Annotated in this window: 17 protein-coding genes; 4 read left to right on the top strand and 13 right to left on the bottom strand. The window is 72.7% G+C overall.

From position 1 onward, the window contains the following. Positions 1-83: 83 nt before the first annotated feature. From AC57BS_RS16875 to AC57BS_RS16830, 10 genes are all read right to left on the bottom strand, one after another. Positions 84-764 carry an SDR family oxidoreductase gene (locus AC57BS_RS16875; protein WP_496412596.1) on the bottom strand — a complete coding sequence of 227 codons (681 nt, stop codon included), beginning with the start codon at positions 762-764 and terminating at the stop codon, positions 84-86. 5 nt (positions 765-769) lie between these two features. Then, positions 770-2,782, bottom strand: coding sequence for a hydantoinase B/oxoprolinase family protein (locus tag AC57BS_RS16870; protein WP_496412595.1), 2,013 nt, complete (start codon positions 2,780-2,782; stop codon positions 770-772). Next, entirely contained in the window at positions 2,779-4,935 is a 2,157-nt protein-coding gene (locus AC57BS_RS16865; RefSeq protein WP_496412594.1) for a hydantoinase/oxoprolinase family protein, read from the bottom strand. The genes AC57BS_RS16870 and AC57BS_RS16865 overlap by 4 nt, the downstream gene beginning before the upstream one ends. Positions 4,936-5,017: 82 nt before the next feature. Beyond that, positions 5,018-5,575 (bottom strand): hypothetical protein, encoded by a 558-nt coding sequence (locus tag AC57BS_RS16860; RefSeq protein WP_496412593.1) that lies wholly within the window; start codon positions 5,573-5,575, stop codon positions 5,018-5,020. Between the two features lie 458 nt (positions 5,576-6,033). Then, positions 6,034-7,428 (bottom strand): amidase, encoded by a 1,395-nt coding sequence (locus AC57BS_RS16855; RefSeq protein ID WP_496412592.1) that lies wholly within the window; start codon positions 7,426-7,428, stop codon positions 6,034-6,036. After that, positions 7,425-8,060: an SRPBCC family protein gene (locus AC57BS_RS16850; protein ID WP_496412591.1), complete on the bottom strand. Its 636-nt coding sequence runs from the start codon at positions 8,058-8,060 to the stop codon at positions 7,425-7,427. Before AC57BS_RS16850 ends, AC57BS_RS16855 begins: the two co-directional genes overlap by 4 nt. Beyond that, a complete protein-coding gene (gene cutA, locus AC57BS_RS16845; protein WP_496412590.1) occupies positions 8,057-10,465 on the bottom strand; it encodes an aerobic carbon-monoxide dehydrogenase large subunit in 2,409 nt (802 codons plus the stop codon). The genes AC57BS_RS16850 and cutA overlap by 4 nt, the downstream gene beginning before the upstream one ends. Beyond that, the gene (locus AC57BS_RS16840; protein ID WP_496412589.1) at positions 10,462-10,971 is read right to left on the bottom strand and encodes a (2Fe-2S)-binding protein; all 510 of its coding nucleotides are present in this window, start codon (positions 10,969-10,971) and stop codon (positions 10,462-10,464) included. The genes cutA and AC57BS_RS16840 overlap by 4 nt, the downstream gene beginning before the upstream one ends. Then, the gene (locus AC57BS_RS16835) at positions 10,968-11,822 is read right to left on the bottom strand and encodes an FAD binding domain-containing protein (RefSeq protein ID WP_496412588.1); all 855 of its coding nucleotides are present in this window, start codon (positions 11,820-11,822) and stop codon (positions 10,968-10,970) included. Before AC57BS_RS16835 ends, AC57BS_RS16840 begins: the two co-directional genes overlap by 4 nt. After that, positions 11,819-13,243 (bottom strand): uracil-xanthine permease family protein, encoded by a 1,425-nt coding sequence (locus tag AC57BS_RS16830; RefSeq protein WP_496412587.1) that lies wholly within the window; start codon positions 13,241-13,243, stop codon positions 11,819-11,821. Before AC57BS_RS16830 ends, AC57BS_RS16835 begins: the two co-directional genes overlap by 4 nt. Between AC57BS_RS16830 and AC57BS_RS16825 the strand changes: the two genes are divergently transcribed. Then, positions 13,128-13,868, top strand: coding sequence for a GNAT family N-acetyltransferase (locus AC57BS_RS16825; RefSeq protein ID WP_496412586.1), 741 nt, complete (start codon positions 13,128-13,130; stop codon positions 13,866-13,868). The genes AC57BS_RS16830 and AC57BS_RS16825 overlap by 116 nt on opposite strands. Positions 13,869-13,992: 124 nt before the next feature. On the opposite strand, the gene AC57BS_RS16820 is transcribed toward AC57BS_RS16825, so the two are convergent. The 3 genes from AC57BS_RS16820 to AC57BS_RS16810 form a co-directional block, all read right to left on the bottom strand. After that, positions 13,993-14,859: a glycerophosphodiester phosphodiesterase gene (locus tag AC57BS_RS16820; protein WP_496412585.1), complete on the bottom strand. Its 867-nt coding sequence runs from the start codon at positions 14,857-14,859 to the stop codon at positions 13,993-13,995. A 124-nt stretch (positions 14,860-14,983) separates the two neighbouring features. Next, positions 14,984-16,000, bottom strand: coding sequence for a MerR family transcriptional regulator (locus AC57BS_RS16815; RefSeq protein ID WP_496412584.1), 1,017 nt, complete (start codon positions 15,998-16,000; stop codon positions 14,984-14,986). Between the two features lie 74 nt (positions 16,001-16,074). Continuing rightward, complete coding sequence (locus AC57BS_RS16810) at positions 16,075-17,334, bottom strand: PucR family transcriptional regulator (protein ID WP_496412583.1); 1,260 nt, start codon at positions 17,332-17,334, stop codon at positions 16,075-16,077. A gap of 81 nt (positions 17,335-17,415) precedes the next feature. On the opposite strand from AC57BS_RS16810, the gene AC57BS_RS16805 reads away from it, so the two are divergent. From AC57BS_RS16805 to AC57BS_RS16795, 3 genes are read left to right on the top strand one after another with little or no spacing between them, the layout of a single operon-like run. Beyond that, a complete protein-coding gene (locus AC57BS_RS16805) occupies positions 17,416-18,174 on the top strand; it encodes an oxamate carbamoyltransferase subunit AllH family protein (protein ID WP_496412582.1) in 759 nt (252 codons plus the stop codon). Next, positions 18,171-19,682, top strand: a complete 1,512-nt coding sequence (locus AC57BS_RS16800; RefSeq protein ID WP_496412581.1) for an AllF/FdrA family protein — start codon at positions 18,171-18,173, stop codon at positions 19,680-19,682. The genes AC57BS_RS16805 and AC57BS_RS16800 overlap by 4 nt, the downstream gene beginning before the upstream one ends. After that, positions 19,679-21,085 carry a YlbE family protein gene (locus AC57BS_RS16795; protein ID WP_496412580.1) on the top strand — a complete coding sequence of 469 codons (1,407 nt, stop codon included), beginning with the start codon at positions 19,679-19,681 and terminating at the stop codon, positions 21,083-21,085. The genes AC57BS_RS16800 and AC57BS_RS16795 overlap by 4 nt, the downstream gene beginning before the upstream one ends. Positions 21,086-21,097 lie beyond the last annotated feature (12 nt).

Here is a 21,097-nt window from a genome sequence, read left to right as displayed (position 1 = left end):
TCCTTTTCATCGGGTTCCAGCCCGTTGCAACGGCCGGTAACCCACGCGACCACCGGTTGACCGGTGGTCGCAACAACGGAGGGTCAGGTCCGCCTGAGCAGGTCCTGGAGGACCCGTGTGCCCACCGGCAGCCCGTGCTCGTCGTAGTAGGCGAACATCGCCGACATCCAGGGATGCGTGCCCGGGTCGGCCACCCGACGCACCGGCACGCCCGCCTCGTCGGCCAGCTCGCGGACCGTCGCGACGCGGGTCGCGACCTCGTACGTCGCTCCCTCGTGCCCGTCCTCGGTGAGCACGACCGCGGCGGCCCGGCCGAGGTCGGCGAGGTCGAGGAAGCCGAAGCGCACGTCGGGCGAGTAGGGCAGGTCGAGCGGACCGGTGAGGTCGAGGTTCTGGAGGTACGCCCCGGGCTGCAGGATCGTCCACGCCGGTCCGCTGCGGCGGACCAGGTCCTCGGAGACGGCCTTGCCGACGTGGTGCGGCATCGCGGGCGCGTAGGGCGAGGCGACGGAGTGGTAGACCACGCGACCGACGCCCGCAGCCGCGAGGGCCGTCAGCGCGGAGGCGACGTACGCCGGCTCGTCGGGGTGCAGGTTGGGCGCGATGACGTACGCCGCGTCGCAGCCCGCGACCGCCGATGCGAGGTCCGACCAGTCGGCCCGCCCGAGCGGCAGGGCGTCGACGCCCCGGTCGGTGAGCGCGCCGCAGACCGCCCGGCCGGTCTTGCCGTGGCCGCCGAGGACTGCGATGCGCTGCACCGTCATCCGGCTCAGATCCTGTCGACCTCGGCGAACGCGGCACCGTCGGCGAGGGCGGCGTAGCCCGGTCCCCGGTCGAAGAACGCGTCGTCCTCACGGCTCCACGCCGCCCGGCCCGTGCGCTCCGACTCGGTCGCCGCCGCGTCGAAGCCGAGGTCTCCCCCGTCGCCCCCCGAACTGGAGAGCCCGGTCAGCACCACGCCGTAGTCGCGCAGCGCTGCCTCGGCCGAGACCTTGCCCCACACCACGTCGCGCACGACGAGCTCGGGGTCGCGGGCCAGCGGGTCGCCCCAGCCGCCACCACCGGTCGTACGGATCCGGATGAGCTGGCCGGCCTTGACGACCTCGGCGTCGGCGAGGGCGTCGACCTCGCGCTCGTCGGGACCGCCCGGGTCGATGACGACCTGGAAGGGGGCACCCGCCTTGCCACCGCGTACGCCCCAGCAGGCCAGGATCGAGCGGTCGGCGATGGACATGAAGTGCCCGTCCTTGAGCATCCGGATCTGCTTCTCATAGCCGAGTCCGCCGCGGAACTGCCCCGCGCCGCCGGAGTCGACCGCGAGGCCGAGGCGCTCGACGATGAACGGGAAGCGCGACTCGGTGAACTCGGTCGGGAGGTTGCGGGAGTCGGGCACCACGTGGATGGTGTCCTCGCCGTCGGCGTAGTAGCGACCGCCGGAGCCACCGCCGAGCACCTCGCGCATGAGGTAGTCGTTGCCCTCGAGGTCCTTGCCGTAGACGCCGGTGTAGCGGATCGTCTCCTGGTCGGCCGGCATCTTGCCGTCGACGGCCTTGGCCACGACGCCGGCGAGCACGCCGAGCAGCCGCAGGATCACGAACGTGCGGGCGTTGGTCGGGCCCGGGTGGATCGGGGTGAGCAGCGTGCCTTTCTCGGGGAACCGCATCTCGATCAGCGGCACGATGCCCTCGTTGACGTCGAGCTCGGCCATCCGCTCGGGGGTGTCGGCGAGGTTGCGCAGGATCGGGGCGAGCCACTTCTTGAGGAAGTTGCCGCCGACGTAGTCGCCGCAGTGGTTGATCGGGCCCTTGGCCTGCGCGCTGGTGCCGGTGAAGTCGATGATCAGCCGCGGGCCGGCAGGGCGACCGTTGTCGGGGTCGGCCGGGGCGTCGCTGACCTTGGTGAGGGTGATCCGCTGCGTGTGCAGCTGCGGCTCGTCGACGCCGTCGTGCTCGGCGTAGTCCTCCCAGACGTAGGTGCCGTCGGGGATCTTCGAGAGGATCTCGCGGCGGTAGGTCTCGGTGGTCGCGTCGAGGATCGCGTCGAACGACGTCTCGATCGCCTCGCGGCCGTAGCGCTCGAACAGCTCGCTGAGCCGGCGCGCGCCCATCAGGCAGGCCGAGCACTCGGCGTCGAGGTCGGCGGCGAGGCTGTCGGGCATCCGCGAGTTGCGGGTCATGATGCGCAGCGCCGCCTTGTTGGGCACGCCCGCGTCCCACAGCTTGATCGGCGGGACCGCGAGGCCCTCCTCGTAGACGCTGGTCGCACCGCTCGGCATCGAGCCGGGGCACGCGCCGCCGATGTCGTCGTGGTGGCCGAAGGCCTGCACGAACGCGACGACCTCGCCCTCGTGGAAGACCGGCACGGTGACGCAGAGGTCGGGCAGGTGGCCGATGCCGCCCTCGGACTCGTAGACGTCGTTGTGGAAGAAGACGTCGCCCTCACGCATCTCCTCCAGCGGGAAGTCGCGCACGATCGGGTGCACGAGCGCGCTGTAGGAGCGGCCGGTGAGCTTGCGCAGCTGGCGGTCGTGGATGCCGGCGCGGAAGTCGTGGGCGTCGCGGATCATCGGCGAGCGGCTCGTCCGGCCGATGGCGGTCTCGACCTCCATCTCGACGCTGGCCAGGGTTCCCTGGACGATCTCGACGAGGATCGGGTCGACGCTCGAGCCCTCGGGCGTGAGGCGCCCGCCGTGCTCGTACGCCGTGGGCAGGCCGGCCGGGTTGACCGGCTTCGCGGTGACGTACGCCGGGTCCACGGGTCGGGTGCTGACGTCGGTGCTCATCGAGCCCCCTCCTGGGTGGTGGTGCCGGTCTTGCGGATGACGAGGTTGGCCCAGTCGTCGACCACGACCTCGAATCCGGGGTGGACGGGGATGGTGGAGCCGAACTCCTCCACGATGGCGGGGCCGCTGAAGGTGTCGCCGGCGCCGAGGTCGCCGCGCCAGATGATCGGGGTGTCGACGTAGCCCTGGTCGGCGTCGAAGCAGACCTTCCTCTCCGTGGTCGAGCAGGACCGAGGAACGAGGTCCGTGTCGAGACCCGACTTCTCGAGCGTCGGGATCTCCGGGCGGGTGATGGGGCCGATGCCGGTGACGCGCAGGTTGACCCACTCGACCTGCTGGGTCGCGTCGCCGCGGAAGTCGTAGCCGTAGAGCTGGCGGTGCTCGGCGTGGAAGGTGTCGGCCACACGGGCGACGTACGCCTCGTCGACGACGCCCTCGGGTGCGGCGACGCGCACCTCGTAGGCCTGGCCGACGTAGCGCACGTCGATCGTGCGGTGGAACTCGTGCTGGTCCGCGGTGAAGCCCTCCTTGCCGAGCGCCTCGCGGGCCCGGTCGGTGAGGGTGTCGAGGATCGACTGGACGGCCGCGTGGTCGAGCGCGGACTCCTTGGCGACGTGGGTCTGGACGTAGTCGTTCTTGACGTCGACGGTCAGCAGCCCGAAGGCGCTCACGTTGCCGGGGTTGGGGGGCACGACCACGCCGGCGAGGTCGAGGATGTCGACGAGCCGGCAGGCGAGCAGCGAGCCCGAGCCGCCGAAGGTCGTCAGCATGAAGTCGCGCACGTCGAGGCCGCGCTTGACGCTGACCTGGCGCAGCGCGTTGGCCTGGTTCCAGGCGGAGATCTCGAGGATGCCGGTGGCGCAGCGCTCGAAGTCGACACCGAGCTGGTCGGCGAGGTCGGCGATGCCCGCGCGTGCAGCCTCCACGTCGAGCGGGATCTCGCCGCCGAGCAGGTGGGGTGGGATCCGGCCGAGGGTGACGTGGGCGTCGGTGATCGTCGGCTGGGTGCCGCCCTTGGCGTAGCAGAGCGGGCCGGGGTCGGCGCCCGCCGAGTGGGGACCGACCTTGAGGGTGCCCTCGGGTGAGAGCCAGGCGATGGAGCCGCCGCCCGCGCCGACGGTGACGACGTCGATCATCGGGATCTTGCTGGGGTAGGCGCCGACGGTGCCCTCGGTGGTGAGGGTCGGCTCGCCGTCGAGCACGACGGAGACGTCGGTCGAGGTGCCGCCGCCGTCGCAGGTGAGGATCCGTGGGAAGCCGGCGACCTTGGCGATCAGCGCCGCACCGAGGGCGCCGGCGGCCGGGCCGGAGAGCACCGTGGTGATCGGCTGGTGGACGACCTCGTCGGCCGAGAGCACGCCGCCGTTGGACTTCATGACGTAGAACGGGACGGAGCGGGGGGCTCCGCCCCCCGTCGACCCCCCGAGAGCATCAGCGCTGCCGGTGAAGTTCAGCAACCGCTCGGAGATGTTGGTGACGTAGCGGCTGACGTTGGGCTTCACGGCCGCGTCGACCAGCGTCGTCATCGCCCGCTCGTACTCGCGGTACTCGCGCAGCACCTCGCTGGAGATGGAGACGACCGCCTCGGGGTGCTCGCGGCGCAGGATGTCGCGCATGCGGAGCTCGTGCTCGTCGTTGGCGTAGGCGTGCAGCAGGCACACGCCGAGGGTGGTGATCCCCTGGTCGCGGAACCACCGCGCGGCGGCGACCGCGGACTCCTCGTCGAAGGGCCTGATCTCGGCTCCCGTGAAGTCGAGGCGGCCCCCGACCGTACGGACCCGGTCGGCCGGGACGATGCGGTCCGGCTTGACCCAGAAGTAGGAGTTGCCGTAGCCGTCGGGCACCGACTGCCGGGCGATCTCGAGCATGAACTCGTAGCCCTCGGTCGTGATGAAGCCGAGCGCCTCGACCTTGCCCTCGAGGAGCTTGTTGGTCGCCACGGTGGTGCCGTGGGACACGGCGGTGATGTCGGCTCCCCCGGCCCCGACGATGCCGAGGATCTTCTCGATGCCGGCGATGAAGCCGTCGGCGGGGTTGCCCGGGGTGCTGGGGGTCTTGGTCGTGACCAGCTCGCCCGAGTCCTCGTCGAAGGCCACGACGTCGGTGAAGGTGCCGCCGGTGTCGATCCCGATCCTGATCCGCCGATTGCTCATGGAGGAGATTCAACCGAGTGGCCGCACGAGCGACCACGGCAGAGATTGCCGACGAATCAGCGATTCATCGGCAAGACATGTCTCACTCGAATCCGAGGTCGCCGGCCGGACCGGTGAACGGGTCGGTGAACGGGTCGGAGAACGGGTCCTGGTACATCTCCTGGGTCGGCGCCATGCTCTCCTCCGCGCCCAGGACGCCGCCGAGGGCCCCGACCAGTGCGGCGACGAGGAGGATCGGAGTGAGGGACGGCCCACCGGGCACGCGCGCACGCTGCTGCTCGAACCACGTGCTGCGGGTGTAGCGGTGCAGCAGGACCGCCTGGACGACCGACAGCGCGAGGGCGGCGGCCGTCCAGCCGCTCGGGGTGTCGACGAACGCGACGAGCTCCGCGACGAGCGCCACGGCGACGAGCACGACGACCAGCCAGAACCGCACCCATCTGGCCCGCAGCACACCGTGGGAGAAGAAGGTCACCAGGGCCACGCCCAGGAGCATCGACAGCGGCCAGTCGTCCGGGGACTGGGCACCTCGCCGCGCGAGCTCGAGGACCTGCACGGCGACGCACGACCAGGCGAACATCCACGCGCTGGCGGGCAACGCGGTCGCGTGGTCCACGCCCCGCTCCGAGATCTCGGTCATGCGCGCATGCTGGCAGGCGCCGCCGCGCCCTCGCCGTGCGGACACGCCCGGAGGGCCCCCGGGAAAGGCGAAGGGCCCTCGGCGGTATGAGCGCCAAGGGCCCTTCTGGTTGAGGTAGGTCGCCGTAGCGACCAGATCCTCGGGGTGACCGATCAGGTGATGTCCCGGTCGATCGCTCCGCCCTTCGGGGTCCCGGTCACCGCATCACCCGGTGCCCGCAACGGTCCCCGGCGGACCGGTTCGCGTCGTGTGGACCCTCCTTGTCGGAGCCATCCCGCCTCCCCTTGCGGGGCTGCGTAGTACCAGTTCTATGCCCTCGGCCACACCGTCCGCAAGGGACCTTCGGCACTGGTTTCCGCGGGTTCTGCGCACTCGGCGTGTCGTGCACAGGAGAGCGCCCGTCGTCCCCAGCAGAACGGCTTCCTGCACAGGTCTGTCCACAGGTGTGTGCACAGGCGTCAGCCGGCGAGCAGCTGCTCCACGGCCGCGGCGACCTCGAGCAGCCGGCGGTCGGCGCCGTGTCGGGCGACGAGCTGGACCCCGACCGGCAGGCCGTCGGCCGTGCGCCCGGCCGGGACCGAGATCGCCGGACACCCGGTGACGGTGATGAAGTAGGCCGAGCGCATCCACGCGAGGTAGTCGGGCATCTCCTGGCCGTTGATCGTCTCGGGGAACTCCTGCTCCACCGGGAACGGCGGCACCTGCGAGGTCGGCAGCAGCAGCACGTCGTGGTCGCCGAAGAACAGCCGCATCGTCTCCGACAGCGACGTGCGCTGGGCGTACGCCCGGGCGACGTCGGCGCCCGTCAGCGGCTCGCCGGCGCGGATGTTGGCCTCGAGGGACGGCTTGAAGGAGGTCGGGTGTTCGGCGAGGAGGCGGCCGAGCTTGGCCTGGAAGTGCCACGCCCGGAGCGTGCGGAAGGTGTCGTCGGCCAGCGCGAGGTCGGGGTGGGCCTCCGTGACGGCCGCACCGGCGTCGGACAGGCGCGCGGCGGTGGCGCGTACGACGCCTGCGACCTCGTGGTCGACGACGAGGGCGCCGCCGAGGTCCACCGACGTCGCGACCCGCAGCCCGGCGAGCGGAGCAGGGACCAGCGGGGGCGCGAACGAGGCGCCCGGGTCGCCGAGCGCCTGGGGGGTGCGGGGGTCGGGACCGGCGATGACAGACAGCAGCAGCGCGAGGTCGCCCACGTTGCGGGCCATCGGGCCGCCGACGGACGTCGACTCCCACTGGTTGTAGAGCGGCCACTCCGGCACCCGGCCCAGCGACGGCCGCATCCCGACCACACCGCAGAACGACGCGGGGTTGCGCAGCGACCCGCCCATGTCGGACCCGTCTGCCAGGGGCACCATCCCGGAGGCCAGCGCGCACGCCGCTCCCCCGCTGGACCCGCCCGCGGATCGCGTCGGGTCGACCGGGTTGCGGGTGACGCCGAAGACGGTGTTGAACGTGTGCGAGCCGGCCGCGAACTCCGGCACGTTGGTCTTGCCGACGAACACCGCCCCGGCCGCGCGGACCCGCTCCACGAGGAGGTCGTCGTGGTCGGCCACCGCGTCGGCGAAGATCGGGGAGCCGTACGTCGTGCGCCACCCCTTGAGCGCGTGGGTGTCCTTCACCGCGAACGGCAGGCCGTGCAGCGGGCCCACCTCCTCGCCCGAGGCGTACGCCTGGTCGGCGACGGCCGCCCACGCCCGCGCGCGCTCGGCGTCGAGGGAGACGATCGCGTTGAGCTCGGGGTTGCGCTCCTCGATCCGGTCGAGGTGCAGCTCGAGGAGCTCGGTCGCCGAGATCTCCCGGGCGCGCACGGCGGCGGCCTGGTCCCGGGCGGTGGAGTCGACCGTCAGCTCGCTCATCGCCGACGACCGAAGACGCCTCCGACGATGACGCCGAGCACCACGAGGCCCGCACCGACGGCCACGCCGGTGAGGAAGTCCTGGCGCGAGCCCGCGGCGGACACCTTCGCTGGGGCGGTGAAGACCGTGCCTTCGCTGGTCGAGGGGGGCGCAGCAGCGCCCGTCACGTGACCCGGCTCGGCGGCAGCGGCCCCACCGCCGGCCAGCACGCCGTCGACGTTGCCGAAGAACTCGCCCGCCATCCGCCGCGAGACGCTGGTCAGCATCCGCTGGCCGACGCCGCCGATCATCCCGCCGACGACCGCGTCGGCGTCGTAGGAGATGCGCGTCGAGGACCCCTCGGGGGCGAACCGCACGTTGACCGTGGCGCCGATGGTGCCCGGTGCGCCGGCACCGTCGAGCTTCATCACCAGCGACTCGTGCTCGACGAGGTCGGTGAGCAGGCACGAGCCGGCGTACGTCCCCTTGATCGACGCGACGCCCGCGGTGACCGTCATGGCGTACGCGTTGTCCCCCGTCGCCTCCAGGCGCTCGCAGCCCGGGATCGTGCGGACCAGGACGGCCGGGTCGAGCAGCGCGTCCCACGCCTGCTCGACGGGCGCGGCCAGCGTGTTCTCTCCGGTGAACTTCATGTCAGGGTCTCCAGTTCGGTGTGGTCGTCGGCGTGCGCGAGGCGCAGCTCGAAGAGCTCGGACGGCGAGATCGGCATCGCCGTGATCGGGAAGCCCTCGGCGTCCTCGATCGCGGCCGCGAAGACCGCCGCCGACGGGATGACGCCCGCCTCGCCCGCGCCCTTGATGCCGAGCGGGTTGAGCGGCGACGGCGTCTCGAGGTGGTCGATGTCGATCGAGGTCGGGACCTCGGTGACGTAGGGCATGAGGAAGTCCATGAACGAGGCGTTGAGCAGCTGCCCGGACTCGTCGTAGACCATCCGCTCGTAGAGCGCACCGCCCACGCCCTGCGCGACGCCGCCGTGGATCTGGCCCTCGACGATCATCGGGTTGATCAGGTGGCCGCAGTCGTGCACCACGGCGTACTTGAGGATCGTGATCTCGGCGGTGTCGGGGTCGGTCTCGACGATCACGGCGTGCATGCCGTTGGCGAAGGTCGAGCGCGGCGGGGAGTAGAAGTCCTTGCCCTCGAGGCCGGGCTCGTCGTCCTCGGCGACCGGCGGCTTGCCGGGGTCGCCGACGGAGAACTGGGTGGCGGCCTTGGAGGCCTCGTCGAAGGCGTAGCGCAGCGGGTTGGACAGCACGGCGACCGTGCCGAGGTCGATGCTCGCGTCGGTGCCCTTCACCGACACCACGCCGTCGCTGATCTCGAGGTCGTCCTCGGAGGCCTCGAGCGCCTCGGCCGCGATGCGCAACGCCTTCTCCCTGGCGCGCAGCGACGCGAGGTGGATGGCGGAGCCGCTCATGACGGCCGCACGCGAGGCGAAGGTGCCCACGGCGTAGGGCATCCTGCGGGTGTCGCCGGTGGTCACCTCGACGTCCTCGAAGCGCACGCCGAGGGTGTCGGCGACGATCTGCGCGAAGGCCGTCTGGTGGCCCTGGCCCTGGGTGGTGAGGCCGGTGGCCACCTTGACCTTGCCGGAGGTCTCGATGTGCACGTGCGCGCCCTCGTAGGGGCCGACGCCGGTGCCCTCGACGTAGCAGGCCAGGCCGATGCCGACACGGCGTCCCTGGGCGGCCATCTCGGCGCGGAGCTCCTCGAACTCGTCCCAGCCGACCAGCTCCTTGAGCTTGGCCAGCGACGCCGGGTAGTCGCCGGAGTCGTAGGTCAGCTCGCGACCGTCCTGGAAGATCAGGCCGTGCTCGTAGGGGAACTCGTCGGGCTGGATGAAGTTGGCCGAGCGGACCTCGGTGCGGTCCTTGCCGAGGTAGGCCGCGATCGCGTCCATCGTCCGCTCCATCACGAAGCAGCCCTGGGGTCGGCCGGCGCCGCGGTAGGGGGTGACGATGACGGTGTTGGTGTAGAGCGACTCGAAGACGACGCGGTAGTTCTGCGGCTTGTAGGGGCCGAGCAGCTGCGTCGAGGTGATGATCGGGACGATGAGCCCGTACGGCGTGTAGGCGCCGTGGTCGTGCCAGAACTCGACGTTGAGGCCGAGCACCCGGCCCTCGTCGTCGAAGCCGACCTCGACGTGGTGCTGCTGGGCGCGTTCGTGGGCGGACGAGATGAAGTGCTCGCGCCGGTCCTCGGTGTACTTCACCGGTCGCCCGAGCGTCTTCGCCGCCAGCGGGACCAGCAGCTCCTCGGGCCACGGGTGCACCACCTTGACGCCGAACCCGCCGCCGACGTCGGGGGTGATCACGTCGACCTTGGCGAGGTCGAGGCCGAGCTTGGCGGCCACGCAGCCGCGCACGCCGGTCGACGTCTGCGTCGAGGACCACACCGTCAGGCGTGAGGTGTCGGGGTCCCACCGCGCCACGGTGCCGCGCCCCTCCATGGGTGTGCAGGCCGAGCGCTCGATGTCGAGCTCGAGGGTGAGCGTGTGCGGCGCCGTCGCGATGGCTGCGCGGGCGTCGCCGTTCTCCTGCTCCATCCGGGCGCCGACGTTGTCGGGCACGTCGTCGTGGACCGTACGCTCCGCCGCGCGCGCCGCGTCGATCCCGACGACCGGCTCGAGGTACTCGTAGTCGACGCGGATGCGCGCCACCGCGTCCTCGGCGACGTAGCGGTCGACGGCCACCACGAAGGCGATCGCCTCGCCGACGTAGTTGACCTCCTCGCGCGCCAGGGCGTACTGGGTGCGGCCGTGGGTGAGCGTCGGGTGCGGGATGAGCAGCGGCAGCGGCTCGGCCATCGGACCGGTCAGGTCCTCCCAGGTCCACACCGCGACCACGCCGTCGAGGTCGAGCACGTCGGCGACGTCGATGTCGACGATGCGGGCGTGGGCGTGCGGCGAGCGCAGCACCGCAGCGTGCAGCAGCCGCGGGTCGTCGGTGAGGAGGTCGTCGACGTAGCGGCCCTGACCGCGCAGGAAGCGCTGGTCCTCCACGCGCGACACCTTGGTGCCGAAGAGCTTGGTGGTCATGCGCGCTCCCGCTCGATCTCGGCCGCCCGCAGCACCGACTTCACGATGTTCTGGTAGCCCGTGCAGCGGCAGAGGTTGCCGCCGATCATCTCGCGGGCCTCCTCCTCGGTGGGCTCGGGGTTCTCGGCGAGGCCGGCGGTGATGGTGGTCAGGAAGCCCGGGGTGCAGAAGCCGCACTGGAGGCCGTGGCAGTCGGAGAACGCCTGCTGCACCGGGCTGAGCCGGCCCTGCGGCGTCCCGTCGTCCTCGGTGAGACCCTCGACGGTGGTGATCTCCGCGTCGACGGCCGACACGGCGAGCATCAGGCACGAGCGCATCGGCTTGCCGTCGACGAGGATCGTGCAGGCACCGCACACGCCGTGCTCGCAGCCGACGTGGGTGCCGGTGAGGCCGCAGTCGTGGCGCAGCGCGTCGGACAGCAGCCGGCGCGCGGGCACCCGGACCTCGTGGACGGACCCGTTGACGTGCAGACGTACGTCGTGGAGCTCCTCGGCGTTGGTGCTCATGCGGGCTTCCTCTCCCGGGCGTGGTGGACCGCGTCCGCCAGGACCCGCGGCGTCAGCACCGTGACCAGGTGGGCGCGGTAGGCGGCGGTGGCGTGGATGTCTCCGGCCGGCTCGAGCTCGGCGAGCGCAGCACCGGCCGGGTCGCCTCCTGGGTCCTGGGCGGCATCGGTGACGTCGACGACGACGGGGACGTCGCTCACCGACACGAAGCCGACCCGGGCGCGGGTGACCTCTCCCCCGTCGGTCTCGACGTGCGCCGCGACCCCGACCAGGGCGTAGTCGCCGTGGCGGCGGGCGATCTCCTGGAACGCGACGCCCGCGCCCGGCGCGAGGGCCGGGAAGAACGCCTCGACGGCGATCTCGTCGTGGGCCAGCGTGGACTCCAGCGGCCCCGCGAAGAGCTCGGCGGCGGGGATCGTACGGCGCCCGCGCACCGACGCGACGTCGACCGATCCCTCCAGCAGGCGCAGCACCATCGGCATCTCGGCCGCCGCGTCGGCGTGCACCAGGGAGCCGACGGTGGTCCCCCGGTTGCGGATCGTCGGGTGCGCGACGTGGCCGAGCGCCATCGCGAGGAGCGGCTGGCTCGCGGCCGCCTCGGCCGAGGCGAGCACCTCGGCGTGCCGGGCGAGGGCGCCGATCCGTACGCCGTCCCCTGCCACGCGGACGTGGCCGAGGTCCGGCAGGGCGTTGATGTCGACGAGCATCGAGGGTGCGGCCAGTCGCATCGAGAGCAGCGGGACGAGCGACTGGCCGCCGGCCAGCACCTTCGCCCCCTGCTGCCCCGCGAGCGCCGCGAGGGCGTCCTCCAGGGTGGCCGGGCGCAGGTAGGCGAAGGGTGCGGGCTTCATCGGTTGTGCGTGCCTCCGGAGGCCGCGTCGTCGACGCCGCCGTCGTAGTCGGGGTGGCTGAGGTTGCGGGTGACGGTGCCGGCGCCGTCGCCGCCACGGCCCTTGACCATGTGGAAGAAGACGATGACCAGGATCGTGCCGAGGGCGATGCCGCCGAGCTCGAAGTCGTCGCCGAAGGTGAGCGTCACGCCGCCGATGCCGGCGATGATGCCGGCGGCGAGGCCGACCATGTTGACGGGGTTGCCGAAGTCGATGTTGTTCTCGACCCAGATCTTCGCGCCCACCAGTCCGATCATTCCGTAGAGCACAACCGTGATGCCGCCCAGGACGCCTCCCGGGGTCGCGTTCACGACCGCACCGAACTTCGGGCAGAGGCCGAGCAGGATGGCCACGAACGCGGCGACGTAGTAGGCCGCCGAGGAGTAGACCCGCGTGGCACCCATGACGCCGATGTTCTCGGCGTACGTCGTGGTCGGCGAGCCGCCGAACGCGCTGGCGAAGGCGGTCGCGATGCCGTCGGCGCCGATCGCGCGACCCATGTAGGGGTCGAGGTCCTCGCCGGTCATCTCGGCCACGGCCTTGACGTGCCCGGTGTTCTCCGCGACGAGCGCGATGACGCCGGGCAGGACGAGCAGGATCGCGGTCAGCGAGAACGACGGGCCGTGGACGACGGAGACGCCGTCGGCCAGCGTGCCGCTCGGCAGGCCGATCCAGTCGGCGGCCTGGACGCCGGCCCACGAGACGCGGTCGTGCTCGGTGGCCTCGGTGGCACCGCCGAGGACGGACGTGATGGGACCGAAGACCACGTCGAGGACCCACGACAGCAGGTAGCCGAAGACCAGCGCGAGGAAGACCGCGATGCGCGACCAGAAGCCCGGCAGGGCGACCGCGGCGAACACCATGAACGCCGCGGTGGCCAGCGCCACCCACTGGTCCTGGGGCCAGTAGATGCCGGCCACGACCGGGGCCAGGTTGAAGCCGATGAGCATGACGACCGCGCCGGTCACCGCGGGCGGCAGGATCCGGTGGATGAGCTCGGCGCCGGCGAAGTGGATGAGCACACCCACGGCCGCGAGCACGAGGCCGCCGACGAGGATGGCGCCGGTGACGTACGACGAGTCGTTGCCCTCGTCGAGCGCGCGGATCGCCGCGACGGAGGCCACGAACGAGGCGCTCGTGCCGAGGTAGCTCGGCACGCGGTTCTGGACGATCAGCAGGAACAGGATCGTGCAGAAGCCCGAGAACATGATGGCGAGGTTGGCGTCGAGCCCCATCACCAGGGGGAAGACGAAGGTGGCGCCGAACATGGCGACCACGTGCTGGGCACCGAGCCCGATCGTCTTGCCCCACGGCAGGCGCTGCATCGGCAGTACCGCCTGCCCCGGTGCGGGATCGACCACGTCCCACTTGAACATCGACATGTGCAGGCCTCCAGATTCGCAAGGGGGGTGTGTACCCGAGAAGCCACAAACTAGTGCGGCCCATCTCACACCCTCACTGGCGACATCTGCCGAAGGAACGCCGCAGTCGATGACAAGTTCTTCAGCGGGTCGGGCAGAGCCCTGTCGCCGTCGGGGCAGCGCTCGTACGCTCCCCGCCGTGGATCTCCGCCGCGCGACCCGTGCCGACGCCCCGGTCATGGCCGACCTCGCCGCAGCGGCGTACGCCCCCTACCTCGAGCGCATGGGCGGCCTCCGGCCCGGCCCGATGGACACCGACTACGCCGCTGCGGTGGAGGAGACCGAGGCGTGGGTCGCCCTGCTCGACGGCGACGTCGTCGGTTTCGTGCTCCTGGCCGAGGAGGACGACTGTCTGCTCCTCGAGAACGTCGCCGTCCTTCCCGCGCACCACGGACATGGCATCGGGCGCCTGCTCCTGGAGCTGGCCGAACGGCGGGCGGTGGAGCTCGGGCGCGACCGCATCAGGCTCTACACCCACGTGACGATGATGGAGAACCAGGCGCTCTACGAGCGGATCGGCTACGTCGAGACCGCCCGGACCAGCGAGCACGGCTTCACGCGGGTGTTCTACGAGAAGCGCCTCTGAATCTGCAGCCGGCCAGCCGCGTACGCCGTCCGAGGTGGCGGCACATCGCAGCCCCGAACCCCTCCGCCACGCAACCCGCCGCCACCCCGGCGGGCCGGCAGCCGTACGCCGTCCGGCTGAGCGCTCAGCCCCTGCGCAGGATGTCGCGCAGCACCTGCGGGTAGTTGGTGATGATGCCGTCGACGTCCCAGCTGATCGCGCGGCGCATGTCCCGGCCGGCGTTCACGGTCCAGACGTGCGCCTCCATGCCCTGGGCGTGGATCTGGTCGACGGTGGCTTCGTCGATCGCGCCGAGCGCGGGGTTCACCTGCTCCGCCCAGGTCGCCGCGTCGGCGATGGCGGCCTCGGTCGGCCGGCTGCCGTACAGCAGCCCGACGGTGACGTCGGGCGCCCGGTCCTTGTAGGTCCGCAGCCACGGGTGGTTGAAGGACTGGACGACGACCTGGTCGCGCTGCAGCGCGCGGTTGAACGCCGGGAGGGAGCGCAGCTCCTTGTCGAGGTCGATCTCGATGCCGGGGTAGAGCTCGGGCGCCTTGGGCTCGAGCAGCATGCCGGCCCGGTCCCCGACCGCGCCGACCCACTCGGCCAGCGTCGGCACCCGCTCCCCCGCGAACTCCGGCGCGAACCACGAGCCGGCGTCCAGCTGCTTGATATCGGCGAGCGTGAAGTCGCGGACGTTCCACGGCGCGCGGTCCGGGAAGACCTGCTCGACGTCGGTCGTCCGGGTGAGGGTGACGTCGTGCATGATCACCAGCTCGCCGTCGAGGGTGCGCTGGATGTCGTTCTCGACCACGTCGGACTTCTGCGCGAGGGCGAGCCGGATCGCGGCGAGCGTGTTCTCGGGCGCCGCGCCCGAGGAGCCGCGGTGGGCGGTCACGTCGATCGACGGCGCCGGGGCGGCCGAGGCGCCGGGCGCCGCGAGGGCGGCCGCGGAGCCAAGCAGGGCGAGAGCGAGGGCGGGTGCTGCGAGGAGTCGCGTCGTACGGCGCATCTGGTGTTCTCCCGAGGGGTGACGGGCCCGGCCGGGGCGGCCGGGCGCTCCCGCCCACCGTGCGCGGCCGATGCCAACACTCGGTGACGGGAGGCCCAACCGACCGTGTCGGACGGATGCCCGCTCAGGACAGGTCGACCACCACGACGGTGTGGTTGTCCGGCTCACCGGCCGCGACGACGGCCGCTGCCACGGCGTCGGCGACGTCCTGCGGCCCGTCGTCCGTGAGGAGCAGCGGGGCGAGGTCGTCGACGTACGAGTGCACGCCGTCGGTGGTGAGCACCAGCCGGTCGCCGGGCCGCAGGTCGACGATGACCTCGTCGGCCACGACCCCCGGCGTCAGGGCCCGGTTGAGCAGGCTGCGGTGCTCGTGCGACCAGGCCTCGTCGGCGCTGAGCTGGCCCGCCTCGATCAGCGCCGCGACCACCGTGTGGTCGTGCGTGACCTGCCGCAGCGTGTCGTCGCGCACCAGCCACACCCGCCCGTCGCCGACGTGCGTGACCCGTGCGGTGTCGCCGTCGAGGACGACCGCGGTCAGGGTGGTGCCGGAGGACGGCGCGTCGGGCAGGCCGGCCGTGACGTCGGCGGCGACCTCTCCGACGGCGCCCTCGAGCCCGCCCGCCCCGAACGCCGTCAGCGCAAGGGCGGCCAGGTCGTCGCGGTCGCCGAAGCCGTCGGCGACGGCCACCAGCTCGGGTGTCGCGACGTACGCGTCCTGCTGGCGGTCGCGGCCGCCCCGCTGGTGGCTGGTGCCGAAGGTCGCGTGCAGGGTGTGGGTGGATGTGGTCATGGCGGGTGCCTCGTTCCTCAGGTGGTGGACGAGGGCGGTGACGATGTCGCGGCGGGTCGCGGTGTCGGCCTCGACCTGGACCCAGTACGCCGAGACGGCCTGCGCCGCCTCGGCCCGGGAGCCGTCCAGCACCTGCTCGATCCGGGCCAGCGGCATGCCCACCAGTCGCAGCGTCGCCACCAGGCGGGCACGCTCGAGCTGGGAAGGGGCGTACCGGCGGTAGCCCGAGTGCTCGTCGACCTCGACCGGGCGCAACAGCCCGAGCTCGTCGTAGAGCCGCAACGCCTTCGGCGTCAGGCCCGCGGCGCGGGCGAAGTCGCCGATCGTCATCAGGTCACGGGTGCTGGTCATCGTCGCCATCCTCTCCGGTGACTCTCACCGGTCCGACGACCGTGGGCCCTCCCGTGGGGACAAGGTCAAGCGGGTCAGCCGACGATCTCGAGCGCCCGCAGCGCGACCGCGACGTCGAGGCGCAGGTGCGGGTCGGTCGCGACCGGCCCGAGGATCCTCTGCAGCTTGCCGACGCGGTAGCGCATCGTGTTGTAGTGGAAGAACTGGGCGCGCGCCGCCTCGGCCACGTTGAAGTTGGTGTCGAGCAGCACCTGGAGCGTCTCGCGCAGGTCGGCCGCCTCGGGCGTGCGCTCCGCGAGCGGACCGAGCACGTCGGCGGCGAACGAGGTCAGCTCGGCGCCGTCCGGCACGAGGGCGAGCAGCCGGTGCAGGCCGAGCTGGTCGAAGCGGGTCACCGAGCCGCCGCCGTGGACCCGCCGGCCGATCTCGACGGCCCGCTGGGCCTGCCGGAACGCCTCCGGCAGGTCACCGAGACCGTGGGACACGCGGCTCACGCCGGCCGAGAACGCGATCCGGCCGCCGCCGCGGTCGCCCCGCACGGCCGCGATGATCCGGTCGACCGCGACGTGCGGATCGGCGGCACCCGCCTCGAGGTCGACGGGCACGAGCGTCACCACCTCGCGGCTGAACGCCACCGAGGCGATGCTCGGGTCCACCGTCGCCGAGACCTGCCGCCACGCGTTGGCGAAGCGGTCCTGCCAGGCGCGCCTGTCCTCCGGGTCGGGACCGAGGGCTGCCATCGCGTCCGGGTCGAGCACCGCGACCACCACCATCACCGGCCGGTCGAGGTGCCAGCCGAAGGCCTGCGCGTGCTCGGCGACGTACTCCTCCTCGCCCGCGCGGCCGAGGAAGACGTCGCGGAGGAAGTCGCCGCGGTACTTGTTCTCCACGGCGGTGATCGCCTCGACGCGCGTGACGAGCAGCGCCGCGACGATGGCCGCGCGCTCCAGCGCGTGCGCGTCGGACGAGTGGATCTTCCCGTCCGGGCGCAGCGCCACGAGCCGCGCCAGGTCGACGCCCGCGGCCACCACCCGGCGTACGAGCGCCTCGCCCTCGCCCACCGCGGTGCCGTCTGCGTCGATCCGCTCGACGCGCACCCGGCCGCTCGGGTCGAGCAGGTCGGCGGCGGCCAGCGACTCGCGCTGGGCCTCGTCGAGGTGGGCCGCGCGCTCGCGCCCGTCGGTCGAGGTGAAGACGACGCCGCAGCCCATGGACGCACCCACCGCCTCCGCGATCGCCGCCAGGTCCCCGCCCTCGAGGACGATGTGTGTCAGCGCGGTGTGCAGCGCGTCGGCCCGCTCGAGAGCGGCGACCGCCTCAGGGTCGCTTATCAAGTCTTGGCGCACATCAGCCCCTTGCTCCGACAAGTTCTCACATTCGCGAGTCTCCCACGGCCCGCTAGCGTCTGGGGAGTGATGTCCGGACCACTTCCCGTTGCGGCACCACAGCGGGTCCGCGAGCGGCTGCTCGCCGCCGCCGACGGTCCCCGGTCCGTCCTCCACGCCAGCGGCACGGCGATCTACGTCGACCTCGACGGCTGGTGCCTCGGTCTGGTCTCCGCCACCGCCACCCGGGTGCCCTGCGCGCTCTGGTCGAGGCTGCCCGACCTCACGGAGGTCGCCGGGCGCGACCCGCGCGTCGAGGTGCGCAACGGCACCCTCGTCGTCGGCGGCCGCGAGACGCGCATCGGACGGCTCGTCGACGTCACCGCCCCCACGCCCCGTCCCGGCAGCCGGGCGACCGCACCCCACCCGGCGACGTCCGGGCTCGACCTGCCCGCCGACGGCCGCCTGACCACGGCCCACCTCGACGGCCTGCTCGGCCGCGGCCCCGGCCTGACCCCGCTCGGTGACGACGTGCTGGCGGGCTGGCTCGCCACCCGCGCGGCCGCCGGTCGGCCGGAGCCCGTGCTGGCCTCGGCCGTACGCCGCCGGCTGGGCGTCACCACCCTGCTGTCCGCGACCCTGCTGGACTGCGCCCTGCGCGGCGAGGTGCTGCCCCAGCTCGCGGACTGGCTCGCCGGTCCGACGACAGCGGCCACCGACGCGCTGCTGGCCGTCGGCGCCACCTCGGGAGCGGGCCTGCTCACCGGCGCGCAGCTCGCGCTGGCCTCGCTGACCGACCAGGACAACCCCCACGACCACTCCACCGACCGCCCCGGGAGGGCAGCATGAAGGACCACGTCGAGCTCCGCAGCGGCGCGTACGCCGACTCGGTGACCCTGCTCCAGGTGAGCCGGGCCGTGCAGGCCACGCCGGGCGTCGTCGCCGCGCAGGTCGCGATGGCCACCGGGCTCAACCTCGAGGTGCTCGAGTCGATGGGCTTCGACGTGCCCGCCTCCTCCCCCAACGACATGGTCGTGGCGCTGCGCCTCGACGACGACGCCGACGTCGCTCAGGCGCTGCAGGCCGTCGACGCGGCGCTCGCCCCCACCCGGCCTTCCTCCGGCGACACCACCGAGGCGCCGCCCCGGACCACCGGGAGCGCGCTGCGGCGGACGAGCCCCGACGCCCTCGCACTGGTGTCGGTGCCCGGGGCCAGCGCCACCGTCGAGGCGATGGACGCGCTCGAGTCCGGCCACGACGTGATGGTCTTCAGCGACAACGTGCCGCTCACCGAGGAGGTGGCGCTCAAGACGTACGCCGCCTCCCGCGGTGCGCTCGTGATGGGTCCCGACTGCGGCACCGCGGTCATCGACGGCATCGGGCTGGGCTTCGCCAACACGGTTCGCCCCGGCCGGATCGGCATCGTCGCCGCGTCCGGCACCGGCTGCCAGCAGCTGCTCGCGCTGCTGCACCACGCGGGCGAGCACCTGGCCGCGCAGGGCACGGAGGGGGTCGGCGTACGCCAGGCGCTCGGCGTCGGCGGACGCGACCTGTCCGCGTCGGTCGGGGGCCTCGCGACCCGCGAGGCACTGCGCCGCCTCGACGCCGACCCGGACGTGGACCTCGTCGTCGTGGTCTCCAAGCCGCCCGCACCCGAGGTGGCCGAGGCCCTCGCGCGCGACACCGCCGCACTCGCGACGCCGGTCGAGCTCGGCCTGCTCGGCCGCGGCCAGCGCGACCTCACCGCCGTCGCCGAGGCCGTGCTCGCGCGGCTCGGGCACGACGCACCCGCCTGGCCGGTGCACGGAGCCGACGACACGGCCGTTGCCACCGGACCGCTGCTGCGCGGCCTCTTCGTCGGCGGGACGCTCTGCGACGAGTCGATGCTGCTGGCGACCGAGGCGCTCGGCCCGGTGCGCAGCAACATCCCGCTGTCCGACGACCTCGCCCTCGACCCCGGGGACCTGCTCGCCGACACCCACACGTTCGTCGACTTCGGCGACGACGCGCTCACCCAGGGCCGCGCCCACCCGATGATCGACCCGACCCTGCGCAACGAGCAGGTCGCCCGTGCCGCCGCCGACCCGTCGACCGGGGTGATCCTCCTCGACCTCGTGCTCGGCCACGGCGCCGAGCCCGACCCGGCCTCCCTCCTGGCCCCCGCCATCGAGGCGGCCCGCGCGGACCGGCCGATCCCGGTCGTCGTCAGCCTCGTCGGCACCGACCTCGACCCGCAGGGCCTCGTCGCCCAGCGCGACGCCCTCGTCGCCGCGGGCGCCGAGGTGCACCTGTCCAACGCGAGCGCCACCCGCCGCGCCCTCGACCTGCTGAACCGATCCGCTGGGAGCACCCGATGAGCCAGACCACCGCCCCCACCGTCGTCACCTGCGGCGCCGACATGTTCGCCGATGCCGTGGCCGGTCAGGCCGTCGACGTCGAGCGCGTCGACTGGCGCCCCCCGATGCCGGGCACCGAGGCCGACCTCGCCGCGGTCGCCACCGACCCGCGCCGCGTCGAGGCCAACCGCACGGCCGTCGAGGCGATGCTCGGCGTCACCGCCCACCTCGTCGACGTCGCACCGGCGAGCGAGGTCCTCGGCCTCGAGAAGGGCCAGTTCCTCCACGCCGGTCCGCCGATCGGGTGGGAGCGGGCCTCCGGTCCCCTGCGCGGCGCACTGATGGGTGGTGCCGCCCTGGAGGGCCTCGTCGACGACCCCGAGGACGCCGTCGCGCTGTTCGAGTCCGGCCGCAACGTCAGCCTCGAGCCGTGCCACCACCGCAGCGCCGTCGGTCCGATGGCGGGCGTGGTCACGCCGTCGATGTGGATGTGGGTCCTCGAGGACCGCACGACCGGCCGCCGGACGTACTGCTCCCTCAACGAGGGCCTCGGCAAGGTGCTGCGCTACGGCGCCTACAACGACGAGGTGCTGACCCGGCTGCGCTGGATGGGCGACGTGCTCGGCCCGCTCCTGCAGGCGGCCGTGCGCGGCACCCCGGAGGCCACCGACGTCACCGGCATCCTCACCCAGATGCTCCAGATGGGCGACGAGGCGCACAACCGCAACCGTGCCGGCACGCTGATGCTGCTGCGCGACCTCTCCCCCGCGATGGTCACCAGTGCCGAGGACGGCGGCTTCGCCGCCAAGGACGTCGCGGACGTGCTGCGCTTCGTCGGCGGCAACGACCACTTCTTCCTCAACCTCGCGATGCCCGCCTGCAAGCTCGCCCTCGACGCCGGGCGCGACGTCCCGGGCTCGACCATGGTCGTGGCGATGGCGCGCAACGGCACCGACTTCGGCATCCAGGTCTCCGGCACCGGCGACGAGTGGTTCACCGGCCCGGCGCAGGTCGCCGAGGGCCTCTTCCTCGGCGACTTCGGCCCCGACGACGCCAACCCCGACATCGGCGACTCCGCAATCACCGAGACGGCGGGCATCGGCGGGTTCGCGATGGCGACCGCGCCGGCGATCGTCCGCCTCGTCGGCGGCTCGGTGCCCGACGCGCTCGCCACCACGCGCCGGATGCACGAGATCACCCTCGCGGAGAACCCGCGCTGGTCGGTGCCCGTGCTGGAGTTCCAGGGCACGCCCACCGGCATCGACGTGACCAAGGTGTGCCGTACGGGGATCCTGCCGCAGATCAACACCGGCATGGCCGGCGCGGTCGCCGGTGTGGGTCAGGTGGGCGCCGGCCTGGTGACCCCGCCGGCGGAGATCTTCCCGAAGGCGCTGGCCGCGCTCGCGGCTCGGGTCCCTCGCTGAGCGGTGCCCGCG

The organism is Nocardioides sp. BGA-UO-ETr-FS32 (assembly GCF_059567905.1).
Note: the sequence above shows the minus strand (reverse complement) of the source record. Positions and strands in the feature narration are given on the sequence as shown.